Origin of the sequence: Microbacterium sp. CCNWLW134 (genome assembly GCF_037083565.1) — a bacterium.
GTDB lineage: Bacteria > Actinomycetota > Actinomycetes > Actinomycetales > Microbacteriaceae > Microbacterium.
This window is the reverse complement of sequence record NZ_JBAOJU010000003.1, coordinates 47,245-65,781: the sequence shown is the minus strand read 5'-3', so window position 1 is coordinate 65,781 and position 18,537 is coordinate 47,245. Positions and strand designations below refer to the sequence as shown.

15 protein-coding genes are annotated in these 18,537 nt (G+C 70.1%); 3 read left to right on the top strand and 12 right to left on the bottom strand.

Annotated elements, in window-relative coordinates; translation table 11 throughout:
* Positions 1 to 9: 9 nt before the first annotated feature.
* From V6S02_RS16565 to V6S02_RS16550, 4 genes are all read right to left on the bottom strand, one after another.
* A complete protein-coding gene (locus V6S02_RS16565; RefSeq protein ID WP_336401743.1) occupies positions 10 to 1,518 on the bottom strand; it encodes a GMC oxidoreductase in 1,509 nt (502 codons plus the stop codon).
* Complete coding sequence (locus V6S02_RS16560; RefSeq protein WP_141936576.1) at positions 1,515 to 2,309, bottom strand: TIM barrel protein; 795 nt, start codon at positions 2,307 to 2,309, stop codon at positions 1,515 to 1,517. The genes V6S02_RS16565 and V6S02_RS16560 overlap by 4 nt, the downstream gene beginning before the upstream one ends.
* 63 nt (positions 2,310 to 2,372) lie before the next feature.
* A complete protein-coding gene (locus V6S02_RS16555) occupies positions 2,373 to 3,209 on the bottom strand; it encodes a carbohydrate ABC transporter permease (RefSeq protein ID WP_336401742.1) in 837 nt (278 codons plus the stop codon).
* Positions 3,210 to 3,212: 3 nt separating this feature from the next.
* On the bottom strand, positions 3,213 to 4,175 hold the full coding sequence (locus V6S02_RS16550; RefSeq protein WP_336401741.1) for a carbohydrate ABC transporter permease: 963 nt from the start codon (positions 4,173 to 4,175) through the stop codon (positions 3,213 to 3,215).
* A 169-nt stretch (positions 4,176 to 4,344) separates the two neighbouring features.
* Between V6S02_RS16550 and V6S02_RS16545 the strand changes: the two genes are divergently transcribed.
* The 3 genes from V6S02_RS16545 (at position 4,345) to V6S02_RS16535 (ending at position 10,122) form a co-directional block, all read left to right on the top strand.
* Entirely contained in the window at positions 4,345 to 7,578 is a 3,234-nt protein-coding gene (locus V6S02_RS16545) for a glycosyl hydrolase (protein ID WP_336401740.1), read from the top strand.
* Positions 7,579 to 7,677: 99 nt separating this feature from the next.
* Complete coding sequence (locus tag V6S02_RS16540) at positions 7,678 to 8,988, top strand: ABC transporter substrate-binding protein (RefSeq protein WP_336401739.1); 1,311 nt, start codon at positions 7,678 to 7,680, stop codon at positions 8,986 to 8,988.
* A 171-nt stretch (positions 8,989 to 9,159) separates the two neighbouring features.
* Positions 9,160 to 10,122 (top strand): LysR family transcriptional regulator, encoded by a 963-nt coding sequence (locus tag V6S02_RS16535; protein ID WP_336401738.1) that lies wholly within the window; start codon positions 9,160 to 9,162, stop codon positions 10,120 to 10,122.
* 7 nt (positions 10,123 to 10,129) lie between these two features.
* Here the strand turns inward: V6S02_RS16535 and V6S02_RS16530 are convergent, their stop codons facing one another.
* From V6S02_RS16530 to V6S02_RS16495, 8 genes are all read right to left on the bottom strand, one after another.
* Positions 10,130 to 11,593: a family 43 glycosylhydrolase gene (locus V6S02_RS16530; RefSeq protein WP_336401737.1), complete on the bottom strand. Its 1,464-nt coding sequence runs from the start codon at positions 11,591 to 11,593 to the stop codon at positions 10,130 to 10,132.
* A complete protein-coding gene (locus V6S02_RS16525; RefSeq protein WP_336401736.1) occupies positions 11,590 to 12,240 on the bottom strand; it encodes a GDSL-type esterase/lipase family protein in 651 nt (216 codons plus the stop codon). The genes V6S02_RS16530 and V6S02_RS16525 overlap by 4 nt, the downstream gene beginning before the upstream one ends.
* Positions 12,144 to 12,755 (bottom strand): hypothetical protein, encoded by a 612-nt coding sequence (locus V6S02_RS16520; protein WP_336401735.1) that lies wholly within the window; start codon positions 12,753 to 12,755, stop codon positions 12,144 to 12,146. Before V6S02_RS16520 ends, V6S02_RS16525 begins: the two co-directional genes overlap by 97 nt.
* The gene (locus V6S02_RS16515) at positions 12,752 to 13,672 is read right to left on the bottom strand and encodes an alpha/beta hydrolase (protein WP_336401734.1); all 921 of its coding nucleotides are present in this window, start codon (positions 13,670 to 13,672) and stop codon (positions 12,752 to 12,754) included. Before V6S02_RS16515 ends, V6S02_RS16520 begins: the two co-directional genes overlap by 4 nt.
* Complete coding sequence (locus V6S02_RS16510) at positions 13,669 to 15,144, bottom strand: C-glycoside deglycosidase beta subunit domain-containing protein (RefSeq protein ID WP_336401733.1); 1,476 nt, start codon at positions 15,142 to 15,144, stop codon at positions 13,669 to 13,671. The genes V6S02_RS16515 and V6S02_RS16510 overlap by 4 nt, the downstream gene beginning before the upstream one ends.
* A gap of 9 nt (positions 15,145 to 15,153) precedes the next feature.
* Positions 15,154 to 16,455: a C-glycoside deglycosidase beta subunit domain-containing protein gene (locus tag V6S02_RS16505; protein WP_336401732.1), complete on the bottom strand. Its 1,302-nt coding sequence runs from the start codon at positions 16,453 to 16,455 to the stop codon at positions 15,154 to 15,156.
* Between the two features lie 139 nt (positions 16,456 to 16,594).
* Positions 16,595 to 17,371, bottom strand: a complete 777-nt coding sequence (locus V6S02_RS16500; protein ID WP_336401730.1) for an IclR family transcriptional regulator domain-containing protein — start codon at positions 17,369 to 17,371, stop codon at positions 16,595 to 16,597.
* Positions 17,368 to 18,537 (bottom strand): thiolase family protein, encoded by a 1,170-nt coding sequence (locus V6S02_RS16495; RefSeq protein WP_336401729.1) that lies wholly within the window; start codon positions 18,535 to 18,537, stop codon positions 17,368 to 17,370. Before V6S02_RS16495 ends, V6S02_RS16500 begins: the two co-directional genes overlap by 4 nt.

Sequence of the window (18,537 nt, the reverse complement as noted above, 5' to 3'; positions counted from 1 at the left end):
GTTTTAAACCTAAGCAAGCCTGGTCGCGAGGGAGCGGGCGCCGGCGACCGCGAGGGCGACCGACGTGAGGGTCGGGTTGCACGCGGTCGGCGTGGGGATCACACCGTTGCCGGCGACGTACAGGCCGGCCACGCCCCAGACCTGACTGTCGGGCCCGCAGACGCTCGTGCCGTCATCCGTCTTCCCCATCCGCGTCGTGCCCTGATAGTGCAGCGACGAGCCGAGCGGCAGGGTGAACGGCCGGCTGTCCAGCGGATCGCCGATCGCCTCCCCGAGGCGCACGATCTCGGCACGGGCCCGTTCGATCACTTCGTGGTCGCGGGGGGTGAGCCGGTAGTGGATTCGCGGCGCCGGCATGCCGTAGCCGTCACGGGCCTCATCGTCGAACTCGACGCGGTCATCGGCCTGCAGGTCCTTCGCGCAGAAGAGTCCGAGTCCGACGATCGAGCCCGGAACGACCGGGTCGTCTTCGGCGAGCGGGATCGGCGAGGCGTCGAGCTGCATGATCTGCCCGTGGAAGGGCATCTCGTCGGTGAACGGCACCCAGCTGACGCCGCTGTACTCCGCCAGCCCCGTGGTCGGCGCATCGGCGCCAAGGGTCTCCACACCCCGCAGTCGCGACGCGAAGACGATCTGCGCCTGATCGTTGAGATAGCGTCCGAGGGCGGCGGGACGGATGCCGGAGGCCCAGAGCACCTGAGGGGTGCGCAGCGCATCGGCGGCGACCACCACGAAACGGGCCGCGACCCGATGCGTCTCTCCCGACCGGAGATCTCGAACCTCGACGCCCGTCGCACGACCGTCCTCTGTGAGCACACGCGTCACGAGCGACTCATCGAACAGTCGGAAGGCGGGGTTGTCGCGGGTGACATCGCCGAGCACCACATCCGATCCCGACCACACCAGCCGGCCGTCGTCGCGGCGGTGCGCGGCCAGCGGCATGCGCTGCACCTTCGCCTCGGCCGTCCGGCCGTCGTCGACCGCGACGGCGAGGCGATCCCTGACGATCTTGCCGAAGGGCGCGGCGTCGAAGGCGTCGGTGGTGACGCCGAGCAGGCGCTCCGCCTCGGTCAGCAGGTCGTCGAGATCAGGGAGGAAGTCGATCCGCTCGCTGCCGCCCGGGCGCGGGCAGGCACCGGTCCAGTGCGCCGCCATGCCGCCGACGTTGCTGGACATCGCCGCCACCGGCATCCCATCCTCATCCGGGAAACGGAAGCCGTCCTCGAGGAGGAAGGTGCCCGGGCGTGCGGCCCTCATGCCGGTCTTCGCCTGTCCGGGGTTCGCCACCTTCTCGCCGCGTTCCCCGGGGCCCTCGGAAGCAGCCTGCGCACGGGCGCGGGCTGCAGGGTCGGCGATGTTCTTCACATGGGCGCCGGGCGGATCGGACACGGTGGGACCCACCTCGAACATCGCGACCGTTGCGCCCGGCGCCTGTTCGCTGAGGATGCGCGCATACGCTGCGCCCGTCGGACCGCTGCCGACGATGGCGACATCGACCTGAGCGGGGTACCGCGTCATGCCGATGCTGCCCACTCGACGATCCGCGCCACCGAGGCGGCGGACTCGGTGGTCGGGTAGTACTCCAGGCCGATGGGTCCGTCGTAGCCCGACGCGCGCAGGATGCCCAGGCGCTCGGCCCAGTCGAGGTCGCCGGATCCGGGCTCACCCCGGCCCGGGGCATCCGCCAGCTGCACGTACTGCACCAGGTCGCCGGCGTTCGCCAGCTCTGCTGCCATGTCCTCGCCCTCGACGGCGGAGTGATAGATGTCGTAAAGCACCCCGAAGAAAGGCGAGTCGACGCCCCGGGCGACGTACACCGCCTCGGCGGTGCGGTCCAGGAGCGATCCCGGGTGATCGACCCGGACGTTCACCGGCTCGAGCACGAGCGCGATACCGGAGCCGTCGATCTGCGCGATGGCCTTCTGGTAGATCTCGACGAGCTTGTCCAGCTGCACCTGGCGCTTCCACCCGCCGAATCCCGTGCCGCTGCCCACGACGATGCGCGGGCAGCCCAGATCCTGGGCGATCTGTACGCCCTCGTCGAGCTTGCGGAAGAACTCGCTGTGGTCCCACGGCGGGATCATGAACTGTGTGCGCGGCTCCGACAGCTGCGCGGTCAGCTGCGTTCCGGTCTCTTCGAGCGCGGCCTTCAGCGCCGGGAGGTCCTTCGGCTGTGCCGGGGCGTCGACACCGGTGGGTCCCCACATCTCGACGGCGGTGAACCCGGCGGCCGCGGCCGCGCGGACGCGGTCGTGGTAGTCACCGGCCTCGGTGAAGAGGAGTTCGATGTTGGGGGCGAGCTGATACACGGGAGGGTCTCCTGACGGGATGACGGGATGACGGGATAAGGGTGGGTCGACGGCGGGCGGGGCTCAGCCCTTGAGGCCGCCGGCGAAGCCCTGGATGAAGCGCTTCTGGGCGAACATGTAGAACGCCAGGATCGGGATCATCGAGATGATCACGACGGCGAAGATCTTGTTCCACGCCGACACCAGACCGCCCACGTAGGTGTACATGGCCACCGGGAGGGTCTGGGTCGTGGTGCCGCCGAGGAAGATCAACGAGTTGAAGAAGTCGTTCCAGATGATGAGACCGGTGAGGATCGCCACCGTTCCGGTCGCGGGGGCCATGAGAGGCAGGACGACGCGGAAGAACGCCTGTGTGGGCGAGGCGCCGTCGATGACGGCGGCCTCTTCGTACTCGGTCGACAGGCCCCGGAAGAAGCTCGCGTAGAGGAAGACCGACAGGGGGAGCAGAATGCCCGCCCACAGCAGCACCATGCCGAGCACGGAGCCCGTGAGACCGACGCTGCGGGCACCGATGTAGAGGGGCACGGTGCCCAGCTGCGCAGGGAGGATGATCGCGATCAGCACCAGGTAGTAGGTCAGCGTCGTCCAGGTGCGCGTGCGGCGGGCGATGACATAGGCCGAGACCGACCCGAGCAGCACGAGCAGGAAGATCGACCCCGCCGTTATGAGGGCGCTGTTGAGGATGCTGAGGGGGATGCTGTTGCGCCCGGTGGTGGTGAGCACCTCGACGAAGGCGTTGAAGGTCGGCGCCGTCGGCGGGGCGACGGCGCTCGAGGTCAAGGCCTCCTGATCGGACTTCAGCGAGGTCATGATGAGGATCCAGAAGGGGAGGAGCCCGAGGAGGGTCACCACCCAGACGAAGACCTCACGCGCCGCGGTGAGCTTGGTGTAGCGGAACATGTCTCAGGCCTTTCCGACCGAGCGGTCGCGGGTGAGCCACTGCTGGAAGATGGCGAAGACGAGGATGATGACCGTCAGCACGAGCGCGAGCGCCGAGCCGAAGCCGAACTGACCGAGCGAGAACGCCTGCTTGTACACCTGGGTGGCCAGGGTCTCGGTGACTCCGGCGGGCCCACCCCCGGTGAGGGCCAGGATCTGGTCGAACACCCGCAGTCCCTGGATGATGCCGAGGGTCGTCGCGATGGCGATCGAGGGGCGGATGGCGGGGGCCACGACATGCCAGAAGCGCTGCCAGAGGTTCGCGCCGTCCAGTGCCGCGGCCTCCTCGACTTCGACCGGGACCGACGCGAGCCCTGCGAGGTAGATGACCATGGTGAAACCGGTCTGCTGCCAGACGATGACGATGAGGATCGCCCAGATCGAGTAGGTCGGGTCGGCCAGCCACACCTTCTGCCACGACTGCAGGCCGATGAGGCCGAGGAAGTCGTTGAGCGGCCCGTCGAACTGGAAGATGAACTTCCACACGTACGACACCGCCAGGGGGCTGAGCACCACCGGCATGAACAGGAGCGTCCGCAGGATGTACCGGGTCTTCAGCATCCGGTTGATGGCGAGGGCGTACAGCAGGCCCAGGACGTTCGTCAGCACGACCGAGCCGATCGCGAGGAAGAGGGTGTTCCAGACCGAGCCGAGCAGGAGCGGGTCGCTGAAGATGCGGACGAAGTTGTCGACGCCGATGAACTCCCAGTCGCCCAGTCCCGTCCAGTTGGTGAAGGCGAAGAACCCGCCGGTGAGGGTCGCGACGTAGTGCACTCCGATGACGAAGACGACGGCGGGCAGCGCCCACCACCAGTGGCCGTAGCTGATGAGCGGCCGGCGCCCCTTGATCCGGGTGCTGGCGCGGCGGTTCTTCGGCGGCACGGTCACCGCCCGGGTGCTCTGATCGTCCTGCATCGTCGCTGTCATTCGCCTGACCTCGTCGTCGTCTGCGCGCCCACAGCAGTTCGGGGCGCCGTGAATTCAGGATCACACGCTTGCGTCGAAACCGCACATTAGTTTTTGCGATATCGGATATAAGTGGGCGCGAGGCGCCCGAGGGTGCCGCCCCGATGCGGCGCGGTGGCAGGATCGCCGCGTGATCGACCCCACCCCCGATACCGTCGCCCGCCTCCGCCGGGTGTTCCTCCACCCGCCCGCCGACGCGCGACCCCACGTGTGGTGGCACTGGATGGACGGCAACATCGACATCCCCGGTCTTCTCGCCGACCTCGAGTGGATGTACGAGGTCGGCGTCGGCGGCGTGCAGATCTTCGACGGCGGCATGGGACTCCCGGCCGTGGTGGCGGCGCCGGTGCGACCGGGCACGCCCGCGTGGGACGAAGCGATGATCGCGGCGACGACCCGCGCGCGGGAGCTCGGACTCGAGGTGGCGGTGGCCACCTCATCGGGGTGGAGTGCGTCGGGGGGACCGTGGGTCGAACCGGCCGACGCGATGAAGAAGATCGTGTGGTCGGAGGCGACCGTCGAGGGCGGCGCGCCGGCCGCTCCGGTGCGCCTCGCCCTTCCCCCGCTGCCCGATGCGGTGGGCTCCTACCAGGATCACGGAGCGGATGACGCGGACCGTCGTTTCACGGCGCCGTGGCGAGTGCTCGCCGTGCCCGAGGACCTCGATCGTCTTCCTCGCCGCCCGGAGACGATCGAGACTTCTCCGGGCGGCGCGGGACCGACCGAGACGCTCATCGACGGCTCTTTCGCCGCCGGCGTGTCACTCGCCCGCGACCCCGATCGGCCATCGGAGGCCTGGATCGTCCAGCTGTTCCCCGAGCCGGTGACGGTGCGCTCGGTGGTCGTGGGGCTTCCCGGCCCGCGGGGCTTCGGTGCCGCGCCGCCGACGCATGCCGTGCTCGAGGCGGAGGGGCGAGACGGTGTGTGGGCCCCGATCGCCGAGCTCATCGACACCCGGGCGCCGGTGCGCTCGGCGTCCTTCGCACCGGCCACCTCCCGCGCGTTCCGGCTCCGGCTCCACGGCGAACCGGCCGCGGCGGCGCTGCCGCCGATGGCCGCCGGCCTCGCTACGCCCCCGGTTCTCCGCCCGGCGCACACATTCGAGGTCAGCGAGTTCGCCCTCTTCACCGCATCGCGCGTCCACGGGGGCGAAGCGAAGGCCGGCTTCGGCGTCGCATCCGACTACTACGCGCTCGATTCCCCCGAAGCCACAGCCGGGGTGATCGACCCTGCACGCGTGGTCGACCTCACCGACCGCGTGCACCGCGGCATCCTGGAGTGGACTCCCCCACCCGGAACGTGGCGCGTCCTGCGACTGGGCGCCTCCACGACGGGCGCGGTCAACGGCCCGGCGCTTCCCGACGCGACGGGTCTCGAGGTGGACAAGCTCGACGGCCGCCGGGTGCGCACCTACCTCGAAACCCACCTGGCGCGGTTCACCGGACCGGCCGAGGAAGCCGTCTCGGCGCTTCTCAGCGACAGCATCGAGGCGGGGCTGCAGAACTGGACCGACGCGATCGCCGAGGAGTTCGCCGAGCGGCGCGGCTACGACCCGACACCGTGGCTGCCGTGTCTGCTCGGATGGGTGGTCGGCGACGCGGCCAGCGCCGACCGCTTCCTCTACGACTATCGCCGGACTCTCAGCGACCTGCTGGCCGAGCAGTACTACGGCACCCTCGCCGAGGTGGCGCATGAGCGGGGGTGGACCCTCTCCGCCGAGGCGCTCGAGGACCGCCGTCCGCAGCTCGGCGACGACCTGGCGATGCGGGCGCCCGCTGACGTGCCGATGGGCGCGATGTGGACGTTCGCACCCGAGAACGGGCCCCGCCCGACCTACGTCGCCGACCTCCGCGGTGCCGCGTCGGTGGCGCACGTGTACGGCGCTGCTCGAGTCGGATCGGAGGCGTTCACCGCCTTCGAAGATCCGTGGACGGCGACACCGGGGAGCCTGAAGCACGTCGCGGATCTGCAGCTCGCCCTCGGCGTGACGCGGTTCTGCATCCACTCGTCGCCGCACCAACCCACGACGGTCCCGCCGCCCGGCATGGCTCTCGCGCCTTTCCTCGGGCAGACCTTCTCGCGCAACGAGACGTGGGCATCGATGGCGCGGCCCTGGATCGACTACCTCACCCGCTGCTCGGCCCTGCTCGCCGAGGGCGAGCCCGCCGTCGAGGTCGCGGTGTTCGTGGGCGAGGAGGCACCGGTCACAGGGCTCTTCGGCGACGCGCTGGATGACGCGGTGCCCGCGGGGTACGGATTCGACTACGTCGGCGTCGACGCCCTCGCCGACGTCCTCCGGGTGCAGGACGGGCGGGTCACGGCGCACGGCGCCTCCTACGCCGTCCTCTTCCTCGGCGGCACCTCCCACCGGATGACACTCACCGCCCTCTTTCACCTCGAGCGCCTCCTCGCGGCCGGCGCGACCGTCGTCGGTCGTCCGCCCGAGGCATCACCGTCGCTCGGGGACGACGTCGAGACCTTCACCCGGGTGCGCGACCGGATCTGGGGGTCGGACCACGGCGGGCGCCTCGTGGCGACATCCGATCTCCGCGACGCGCTTCACCTCCTCGGCATCGCGCCAGCGGTCACCGTCGCCGATCCCTCCGTCCGCACCCTGTCGCGGCGGATCGACGGACAGCTGGTGACGTTCGTGGCGAATCCCGGCCCCGCCCCGATCACGACCACGGTGTCGATGGAGGACGCGGAGCGGATCGCCCGCTGGGACGCGGTCACCACAAGGGCGACGGCGCTCGGGAGCGCGCCCGACGACGACCCGACGACCTTCGAGCTGGGGCTCGGGCCCTACGGGTCTGCATTCCTTCTGGCGGGAGCAGACGCGCCCGCCGTCCCCGAGGCCGGCGAGCGATCGGTGCCTCTCGGCGGGCCCTGGCGGATGACACTGCCGGGATTCGCGCCGCGCGAGTTCGCCGCCGGGCCCGAACTGTGGACGGATGACGCGGACGGCGTCGGGTTCTCGGGGGTCGGCACCTACGAGACGCGCTTCACCCTGTCGGACGCGGATCTGGAGGGGAGCGTGAGCATCGACTTCGAGACCGTCCATGACATCGCCGAGGTGCTGGTCGGCGGGGCGAGTGCCGGGGTGGTGTGGACGGCGCCCTGGCGGCTCGACCTCACAGACCTGGTGCACGAGGGCGAGAACGTCCTGACGGTCCGCGTGGCGACGGGGTGGCGCAACCGACTGATCGCCGAGGCGAAGGCGCCGACCGGGGAGGTCTACGCACCGATGACGGCGGTCTTCACCGCGGATGCGAGCCCTCGACACGCAGGGCTGGCGGGGCAGGTGTCGCTCGTTCTGACGTCTGACCAGCGGATCAACAGGACTATGGCCACACATAAGCAGTAGTTATGTCGAAAAGCGGCATATCGTGTCAGGCTGATAGTGCGGCGGATCCGAAGCCGTGCCAGTCCTGCACTGGCGACAACGACGTCACGAAAGGTCGACATGTCACAGCATTCCGACATCCGGCGCCTCCGTTGGTCCCTCCTGGCTGTGGGCGCCGCCGGCGCCCTCGTCCTCGCGGGCTGCTCGGGCGGCGGTTCCGACACCGGCGGGTCCGACAGCGGAGGCGACTCCGGCGACGAGACCTCCGCGAACTTCAGCCTCATGGTCGCTCAGGCCAACGACCAGGACGACTACTGGGCCGAGACCGCCGCGAAGTACACCGAGCAGACCGGTGTCGAGATCGAGGTCATCCCCTACCCCTCCGACGCGTACAACACCCAGGTCACCACGCAGCTCCAGGCCGGGAACGCCGCCGACATGATGGTGCTGGCGCCCGGCACCGGCCAGCCGATCTCGGTGGTCAACCTCGCCGAGGCCGGCTTCCTCGAGCCGCTGAACGAGACCTCGGCCGGCACGATCCCCGCCGGCACCGAGGCCGAGTACTCCTTCGACGGCGACGTCTACGCCCAGCCCGCCGCGCTCGTGCCGGTCGGCTTCATCTACAACGGCGCCGGCGGCGAAGAGGTCGGCATCGACAGCTACCCCGAGACCTACGAAGACCTGCTCGAGGCGTGCACCACCGCGCGCGACGGTGGCAAAAGCTTCACCGTGCTCGCCGGCAGCGTGCCCTTCAACACCGGGCTCTTCTCGATGCTGATCTCGGCGACCCGCGTCTACGCCGAGACCCCCGACTGGAACGAGCAGCGCGCCGCAGGCGATGTGACCTTCGCCGACAGCGGCTGGCGCGACGTGCTCGAGGACATCCTGGAGATGAACGAGGGCGGCTGCTTCCAGGACGGCGTCGCCGGCGGCACGTTCGACTCGATCACGCAGGGCATCGGCTCGCAGGCCTCGCTCACCGCGGCCGTCCCCGGGTCGGCGGCCACGTCGATCAGCGCCGGCACCGGCCTCGACCTGACGGTGCAGGCCTTCCCGCCCGCAGACGGCGGCGAGCCCTACGCGCTGGCCTCGGCCAACTACGCCTGGGCCGTGAACGCCTCGGCCGACGACGCCGTGAAGGCCTCCGCACAGGAGTTCCTCGACTGGCTGGCGACCCCCGAGGAGTCGCAGGCCTTCGCCGACCTGTCGGGCTTCGTGCCGATCACCGGCGCCACGGCTGACAACCTGCTGCCCATCTACTCGCCGATCGGCGACCTGCTCGAGAACGGCGACTACGCCGGCCTTCCCAACGCCACGTGGCCGAACCCCGACATCTACAACGCCCTCGGCGTGGGTGTCCAGGGCCTGCTCACCGGCCAGAAGACCGTCGACCAGGTGCTCGACGAGATGGATGCCGCGTGGGGCGAGTGATCCCGCGCCTCCGCTGACACCTCCGCGTCGAACCGTCGCCGCCCGGGTTCTCCCGGGCGGCGACGTTCTGGCCGGTGCGACCGAGCGCATCGTTCGCACCGATAGGGGATAGCAGGAACATAGAGACGGTTGATACGGTGGGCGTGCCCCCGACCGAAGGGTCACACCGCCGTGATCGATCAGATGCCGCTGTCCCGCCTCGACCTGAATCTGCTGGTCTCGCTCGACGCGCTCCTCACCGAACGGAGCGTCACCCGGGCCGCCGAGCGGCTGCACCTCAGCCAGCCCGCCCTCAGCGCCTCCCTCGCGCGCCTGCGCACCCACTTCGGCGATCCGATCCTCGCCCGCCGCGGCAACACCTACGAGCTGACCCCGTTCGCGGTGCGGCTGAGCGAGCATACGACATCGGCGCTGGAGGCCGCGCGACGGGTCTTCGAGTCCCAGGCCACCTGGTCACCCGAGGAATCCACCCGGGAATTCTCGATCTACGGCTCCGACTACGGGTTCGTCACGGTCGGCAGCGTGGTGTCGCGCTTGGCCGCGGAGCGGGCGCCGGGCGTGCGCTTCCGCTTCATGCTGCACAATCCCACGATCGTGGATGACGCCGCCACGCGGCTGCGGTCGGTGGACGGCATGATCATCCCGCACGGGCCGATCTCGGATCATCCGTTCGTCGACCTCTGGCATGACGATTGGACGGCGCTCGTCTGCACCGATAACGACGAGGTCGATGATGCCCTCACCCGCGACCAGCTCGCCGAGCTCCCGTGGGTCATGACCTATCAGACGCGCTCTGCGTTCACCTCAGCGGGCCGGCAGGTGCAGCAGCTCGGGATCGAGCCCCGCATCGAGGCGATCGTGGAGAGCTTCCTCGCGATGAGCCATTTCATCGCCGGCACGCGTCGCATCGGCGTCATCCAGAAGGCGATCGCGCACCTCGCGACCCGTGCCGGGGGTGTGCGGGCCGTCGGGCTGCCGTTCGAACCCACCCCTTTGACGAACGCGCTGTGGTGGCACCCCGTCCACGGGCGCGACCCCGAGCACGCCTGGATGAGGGATCTCTTCGTCGAGGCCGGGCGGATCGTCGACTCCGGCGCACACGTCGCGTCGATTCCCGAGGCCGTGGCTCGCTGATCGCACGTCAGGCGAGCGGGCGATACCGCAGGTCGCGGAACCGGGCCGCGCCTGAACCGGCGGCGTAGACCGCGGGGCGGAGGCTCAGCAGGTCGCCGATCGTGTTGGCGTGGAAGCCGGATGTCTCATATCGGACGGCGTGCCGCGTCCACTCACCCCCCGGCTCGCGCCACCAGCCCGTCACGATGTGACGATCGTTCTGCAGCCGCAACGCGAGTCGGCGGGTGGCCGGAGCGGGCTCACGCCAGTGGGTGCGGATGCCGCCGGTATAGCTGCGCATGCCGGAACCGTCGATCCCCATGCCGCAGAAGAGTCGCGCGTTGAAGAACAGCAGCAACCCGGCTTCGCCGTCGCCATCGAGCTCGACATCAGCCTCCACCTCATAGGCGTGGTCGCCCGTGACGAGCGCCAGGGGCGACGAATCGGCCGGTCCCGTCCCCTTCCCCTGGAGGACCAGCCGGTCATCTTCCACGGTGAGTCGTCGGAGCTCGCCACGTGAGGGGGCATGGAAATTCCATCGCTCTCCCAGCCGGAACCCGGTGATCTCCTCCGTCGGCGATTCGGGTCGCCTCTGCGGCGCCGCTCCCGCCGGTGCGGAGAGGGCGCCGCCGATGTCCGACGCGGCGGCCACGGGCCATCCGTCCTCCGTCCACGCGATCGGCTCGAGCAGGATCTGCCGACCGAGCGTGCGATAGCCGTTCTCGTAGCCGTGCGACACCATGTACCACTCGTCCCCCGGGCCCTCGAGGATCGTTGCGTGCCCCCGCGACCACCACTTCTCGTCGGCGCTCGTCGTCCGCGCGATGGGGTTGTGCGGGTGGTTCTCCCAGGGTCCGTTGACCGAGCGCGAACGCGCGACGATCACCATGTGGCCGGTGGGTGGGCCCGCCGTCCCGCCGACGGCGCTCACGAGGTAGAGCCAGCCATCGCGCCAGAACAGCTTCGGCCCCTCGAGGGCGTAGGCCTCGGTGACCCAGTCGTCCGGGTAGCGCCAGCCGTCGTAGACGTGCTCGAGGTCGCCGGCGGTGGCGAGGCCGTCGTCCGTGAGCGGGATGCGCCGGATGCCGTTGACGAACAGGTATCTCTTTCCGTCCTCCCCGACGACGTGCCCCGGATCGATCGCACCGCGGATGCCCAGGTCGATCGGTTCGGACCACGGGCCCTCCATCGAATCGGCGTGGATCACGAAGATCGCTGGAGCATCGAGTGCCGACCAAGGAGTCGGGATGAAGGGGATGTAGATGAAGAACCGGCCGTCATGCTCGGCGATGTCGACGGCGAAGGTGTTGCCGATCGGCTCGGCGAGCGCGGACCCCTCGTACACCCAGTTCACGAGGTCGGTCGAACGGAACAGGAGGAGTCCGGGTGCCGCCTCGAAGGAGGAATAGGTCAGCCAGTACTCGTCGCCTACTCGGATGACGGCGGGGTCGGGCCGGTCTCCCCCGAGGATCGGGTTGGTGAAGGTCGTCATCGCGGCTCCGGCTCGGCTGCGTCGATCCACGCGGACACGACCGGCGCCGCGGCGAATCGGTCGGCGATCCGCAGATAGCCGGCCGGGCTCGGGTGGAGCCCGTCGGGCAACTCGTCGATGTCGTCAGCGCCGAACAGGTCGAGCCCGTCGAGGAAGAACATCCTCGTGTCCGCCACGGCGCGCGCCGCCACGATGCCCCGCAGGATCTCGCGCACCGAACGGAGAGTGAGCGGAGGTTCCAGCGGATCGGGCACCATGGGGGGCGTGCCGCGGCGCTCGCCCGTCTCCGGATCGGTGACGGTCGGGCCGGGCGTATCCTCGTGCATCGGGCACAGGATCGGCGAGATGACGAGGATCGGGGCCGTAGGAGCGCCCTCGCGGATCGTGTCGAGGAATCCATGCACCGCCGGAACGAAGGTCCGTCGCTTCATGGTGTCGCCACCGACGATGTTGATGCCGACCTTGAGGCTGAACAGGTCCGCGCCGGAGTCGCGCATCGCGCGCGCCGTGAACGGGTCCAGGTGCGCGTTCGCGGCGAAGCCGAGATTGGTCACGTCCAGATCGAGCTGGTCGGCAGCGGCGACCGGCCACACCCCGCGGGGCGTCTCCGCCTCATGCAGTGGCTGATGGAGCTGCCGTGATGCCACCAGCGCAGCCGGCCGAGCGGCTCGGCGGGTGACAGGGCCGCGTCCGCGCGCACATCCAGGATCTCCACGGACTCGTTCTGCGACAGCCACACCACGACCCTGCGCTCCTCGAGGCCGGTGCCGCCGAGATCGAACCGCGCGACGGCCGGCTCATCCCTGACGAACCGCGGTCCCCCCGGCTCGGCGAGGTGCCGTTCCGATCCGCCGGTCACCCGGGCGTCGCCGACCGGCTCGCCGTCGACCCTCGCAGAGAACACCGCCCATCGGACGTGGTCGGGGATCCACGGCAGGTACAGACCGGTGGTGTGGACGGTCAGTTCGAGCCACGTGGCCGCCGTCTGCAGCTCCAAGCGAACCCCCGAGGCCTGTTCCGAGGCGATGAGCATCCAGTCCGAATCCGTCTGGCTCCTCGCCCACGCCGGCAGGCGCATCGGTGTGACGCCGGTCGCGCTGACGCTGATGTCCGCCACCCCGCGCAGACCGGCGCGCAGCAGTTCGAGCGTCGCGCGATTCACGCGCCGATCCACTCCGCGATGGCCTCGACCGTCGGCGATGCCGTCGGATCCGCAGGCTCGTTGATGTGACCGTGGTCGGCACCCGGCTCGACGCGCAGCTGCACGTCGACGCCGGCTTCGGCGAGCTGACGGGCGAAGGCTTCGCCCGAGGGGCGGAGTGCATCCTTCTCGCACACGACGACGAGTGTCCGGGGAAAGCCGTCCACGCGGCCGAGCGCGGCGAAGGCGTGAGGGTCGGCGAGCGCCTCCTGCGATCCCGCGAAGTTCAGCGACAGCTGCCCGTGCGGCGACGCGAGGTCGACCGAGCTCGACGCCTCCGGTGCATTGGGGTGCACGACGGGGTAGACCAGCACGAGCCCGGCCGGCACCGGCTCACCGGCATCCTGCAGCTGCGCCACCGCGCCCGCCGTGAGGTTGCCGCCCGCGCTCGCACCGCCCAGGAGCACAGCCCCAGGGTCGACGCCAAAGAGCTCCGTAGCGTGCGCGACCGCGTGCGCGAACGCGGCGCGCACCTCGTCGGTGGGCTCGGGGAAGTGCGTCTCGCCGAGGCACTTGACGTAGTCGACCGAGAGGACCGGGGTGCCGCGCGACGCGATCTCGAGAGAGACCCAGTTCGCCTCGGGCATGTCGAGGTACCCGCCGATGAATGCCCCGCCGTGCACCCACACCAGGGCGCGGCCGGTCGTCGCTGCCGCGGCGTCGCGGTACAGCCGCGCCGGAACCGGCCGGCCGTACGGTCCGTCGATGCGGACGTCGGAGGTCTCGACGCCGGCCAGGTGGGGGAAGCGGCGCCTGAGCGCCGCGGTGTCTATGTCGGGTCTCGGGTCCGCCGGCTCGCCGTGCTCAGCGAGCCGGCGGATGGCCTCCGCGATCGGCAGCCGACGGAGGTCGGCGGCCTCGGTCGTGCCGTCGGTCACACCGTCTCCCGCTCTCGCATCGCCGCGCGGATCAGGTCGTGCTGACGCCGGACGAGGAGCAGCGGATCGACCTCGCCGAGCTCGGCGAAGGCGTGACCCTCCCACTCGCTGGACCAGTACCCGCGATACCCACCGTCGACGAACACCTCCACCAGAGCGGGGTAGTCGATCGCCGGCTCCTGGCCGGACTCGTCGATGTCGTAGAACTTCGCGTGCACGTGGAGGATCTGCGGCATGATGTCGGCCCACTCCGCCGGGTCGACGTGGCCGTGCATGTTGAAGGCGAGGTGGGCGAAGGCACCGAGGCGGCCGGGGTCGAAGTCCCTGCCCGTCAGGTAGGCGATGAACTCCTGCTGACGGTCGCGCATCGACGCGTCGGTCGCCCAGATCTCCTGCAGCCTGTCGACCGCTTCATCATCGAGACCCGCCCGCCGCACCGCGCGCAGGAGGGTCGGCGACATCGCGTGCATCGTCGAGGAGAAGTCGGCCACGAAGCCGAGGAGGGGCGAATCGAGCTCGGCATACGTGTCGCGCACCCTCAGGATCTCGGGCGCGTTCGGGCCGAGCGGCGCATGGATCTCGTAGGCGAGCTTCAGCTCGAGGTCTTCGGCGACGGGGAGGAGGCGGCGCAGCAGCGCGGGTTTGGCCGATTGGATGCGCACGAGGGGGAACCCCAGCTTCTTCGCGCCCCGGAACATCTCGAGGGTGAAGGCGAACTCCTCGTCGGGCGTCATGTCGCGATCGCGGCGCCGGCCCATGTCGAGGTTCGCGCCGAAGGAGCTCTCGGCGAACCCGTGCCGGTCGAACGCGTCTCGCCACGTGCGCACGAAGTCATCCGAGACGACCGGGTAGGTGGGCACCATCTGCGACGCGACGATCTCGATGCCGGGGCCGATGCCGAGCTCGGCGACCCGGTCGAGCAGTCCGTCGAAGTCGTACCAGCCGGCACGGAACTCCGCACTCGCCGAGTACAGGGTCAGTCCCAGCTGGAACGGGTCGCTGTCGGTTGCCGGAGGCGGCGGTGCGACGTCGCGCACGAGCGCCGGAGGCAGTGCGTCGACGTCGGTGGCCGTGAGGGTGAGCGTCTGATGGACGACATTGGGCACGTACAGGCCGGGGCCGCCGTCTGCCCCGGGCGCGATCTGCATGTACGGCAGACGCAGCTCGCCGTGCACCGTGACCCCATGGGTGTCGCCGACGGCGACCTTCTCGTCGCGGCGGACGATCAGCAGCGGATGCGCCTGCAGGAACCACAGCGTCTCGCTCTGGGCGGGCAGCTCCTCGATCGCGTACCGGCGCCCGGCGAGCTCGAAGGACAGATCGGATGCCGCCACCTCCGCGCCGTCGATGGTGACGCCCAGCGTCGACACCGACGACAGCCAGAGGCTGCGGTACCACGGGAGGGTCAGGCGGAGCGCCAGTCCGTCGGGATGGCGACGGAGGCTGTCGTCGGCGATGAGTCCGTTGGGCATGGGATCCCCCTAGAGGCTCGAGGCGATGCGGCGGATGAGGCTGTGCTGGCGACGCACCTGCTCGATCGAGCGCCACGGTGCGCGGTCGCCCTCGTATTCGCTGGAGAGGTAGCCGGTATACCCGGCATCCTTCAGGGCGCGGAGCACCGGCTCCCACGGGATCTGCTGATCGACCTGGTTCTCATCGATGTCGTGGAACTTCGCCTGGATGAACACGACGTACTCGGCGATGCCGGCGATGTCGGCGGGGTCGACCCCGATGCCGTCGAGGAAGGCCGGGCGCTGACCGGGGAGCTCGCCGGGTCGGAGCGGAATCGGCCGGTCCTGGAAGATGCCGGTGTCCAGCAGCAGCCCGAAGTGCTTCGTCCCGGTGCGCTGGATGAGACCGATGTAGTCGTCGACGACCTCGTGCGTGATGGGGGTGGGCGAGTGGATCTCTGGGCAGATGATCACGTCGAGCTCGGCGGCGAGGTCGAGGCTCCGCTCCACGGCCTCGGTCCACGTCGGGTGCGGAACGAGGTCGCTCGAGACCACCCCGATCTTCGGCCGGACGAACCCGAACCCCAGGCGACGGGCGAGCCGCAGGTCGCGCTGAAGCATGGCCGCGCCCTCGGCGGCGGTGAGGTCGCGGGCGTTCGCGCCGCTGGAGTGCAGACGCGTGTCGATCCATGAGCCGTAGTTCGTCGGCTCGAGCCGGTATTTCTCCAGCAGGGCGAACCACGTGTCGATCCACGCCGTGGAAGGCTCGGGGTACCCCGCGATGTGCCCCTCGCCGAGAATCTCGACCCCGGTGGCGCCGACGTCGGCGACGTGCGCGAGCGCCGACTCGAGGTCGAGCACCGTGCCGAAGTCGTGCATGAAGCTGTAGAGCGAGACGCTGTACTTGAAGGGCCCGCCGTCGAGGTCGGAGGTCAGCGTGATAAGCCGGGTCTCGCGGTAGGTCGAGGGCTGGTGCTCGACCGGGATGTACGACATCCGCAGCCGCAGCTCGATCGAGACCTCATGGGTGCCCTCGGGAAGACCGCCGTCGAACGGCACGGTGATCACCGCGGCATCCTCCAGCGGCCACCGCACACCCTCGGAGTCCCACAGCTCCTGGAGGGTGTACGTGCGGCCCTGCAGCGTCCAGCGTGGGACGTCAGGAGCGACATCGACGAGGTCGCCGACGCGCACCGAGACCCCGTCGATGAGCGAAGCGGCCATGCCGCGGTACGACGGCATGCGCAGGCGGATCTGGAAGCCGGTCACGCGGTCGCCCTCTCGGACGTTGCGGAAGCCGATGGACTGGAGGATGTCTCGTTCGAGAAGCATCGATGCTCACTTCGTCGGGATGGTCCGGCGCGGCGGCGACGCCGGCACGAGGCCTCGACAGGCCCATTCCCAGGCTAGCGCGATTAGTCGCTTTTACTCATAAGAACGACGGATATCCACATTGAGGGAACGGATGCCCCTACACCAGCCGCAGGTCCGCCTCGATCGCGCGGGTCGTCGCCAGGAGCGCGGGGAGGTAGGTCTCGCGCACCCGGTCGACGGTGTCGCGTGTGGCGCTGGTGGAGATGTTGACGGCGGCCACGACGGTGCCGGTGCGATCCCTGACGGGTGCGGCGACCGAGCGGAGGCCGGACTCGAGCTCGCCGTCGACGAGCGACCACCCGTGCGTGCGCACCTGCGCGATCTCGGCGGCGAGCGCCTCGGGGTCGACGAGGGTGCGCTCGGTGAGGGGCTCGGGAGGGAGGAGGGCGAGGATGTCGGCGACCGCCGCCTCCGGCAGGGCGGCCAGCAGCACCCGCCCCATCGAGGTGGCGTAAGCGGGGAACCGTGTTCCGATCGTGATGCGGACGCTCATGATGCGGCGCGTGGGCACACGGGCGACATACACGACCTCGGCACCGGCGAGGACCGCCGCCGAGACGCTCTCGTCGACCTCGCGCGAAAGCGCCTCGAGGTGGGGTTGCACGACCTCGGGCAGCGACAGCGCGGACAGGTAGCTGAAGCCGAGCTCGAGCACCTTCGGCGTCAGCGCGAACGCGCGACCGTCGCTGCGGACGTAGCCGAGGGTCTGCAGGGTGTGCAGGAACCGCCGCGCTGCCGCGCGGGTGAGGTCGGTGCGCCGCGCGACGTCGCTGAGGCTGAGCGAGGGGTGCTCGGCATCGAACGCGCGGATCACCCCGAGCCCGCGCGCCAGGGATTGGACGAATTCGCTCGACGGTTCGGGATCGGCGCTCACCGCTCGAGGACCACCGCGAGCCCCTGACCGACGCCGATGCAGAGCGCGGCGACGGCGACACCCGAGCCGCGACGGGCGAGCTCGTGCGCGGCACGCCCGATCACGCGGGCCCCCGAGGCGCCGAGCGGGTGGCCGATGGCGATCGCACCGCCGTGGACGTTCGCCTTCTCGGGGTCGAGCTCGGTCCACAGCTTCAGGCACGCGAGGCTCTGCGACGCGAACGCCTCGTTCAGCTCCATGACGTCGACGTCGGCCCACGTCCGGCCCGCACGGGCCAGGGCCCGGTTCGCCGCCTCCACGGGGGCGACCCCGAAGACATCGGGGTCGTTGCCGAAGGCCGCGCGACCGGTGATCCGCGCCAGCGGCTCGCCCTCGAGGGCGCCCTCGGCGCCGAGAAGAATCGCCGCGGCACCGTCGTTGATCGACGACGAGTTGCCGGCGGTCACCGTGCCGTCGGCGGCGAACAGCGCCCGCAGGCCTGCGAGCTTGTCGAGAGTCGTGTCGGCGCGGATTCCCTCGTCGCGGGTGAGCTCGGCGCCGGCGACCTGGACGATCTCGCCGCCGAAAACGCCGTCCGCCCACGCCCGGGCGGCGCGCTCGTGACTGCGCAGAGCGAAGGCATCCTGTTCTTCTCGGGAGATCCCGTAGATCGACGCGAGCTTCTCGGCGGACTCGCCGTTGGAGATCGTCCACTCCTTCGGCAGCGCCTTGTTCGTCATGCGCCAGCCGATCGAGGTGTTCCACATCGTCTGGTTGCCGGTGGCCGGCCACGGCTTCGGCGACTTCTCCACCACGAACGGCGCGCGGCTCATCGACTCCACGCCGCCGGCGAGGATGACGTCGGCATCGCCGGACTCGATCGCCCGCGCCCCCTGGATGACGGCCTCCATGCTCGAACCGCAGAGGCGGTTGACGGTCGCGCCCGGCACCGTGGTGGGAAATCCTGCGAGCAGGGCGCCGAAACGCGCGACGTTGCGGTTGTCCTCACCGGCCTGGTTGGCGTCGCCGAAGATCACGTCGTCGATGCGGGCGGGGTCCAGGCCCGTCCGCTCGACGACGGCCTTCATCGCCACGGCGGCCAGGTCGTCGGGACGCACCCCCGACAGCGCGCCGCCGGCGCGGCCGAAGGGCGTGCGGACGGCGTCGTAGATGTAGGTCGCGGGCAT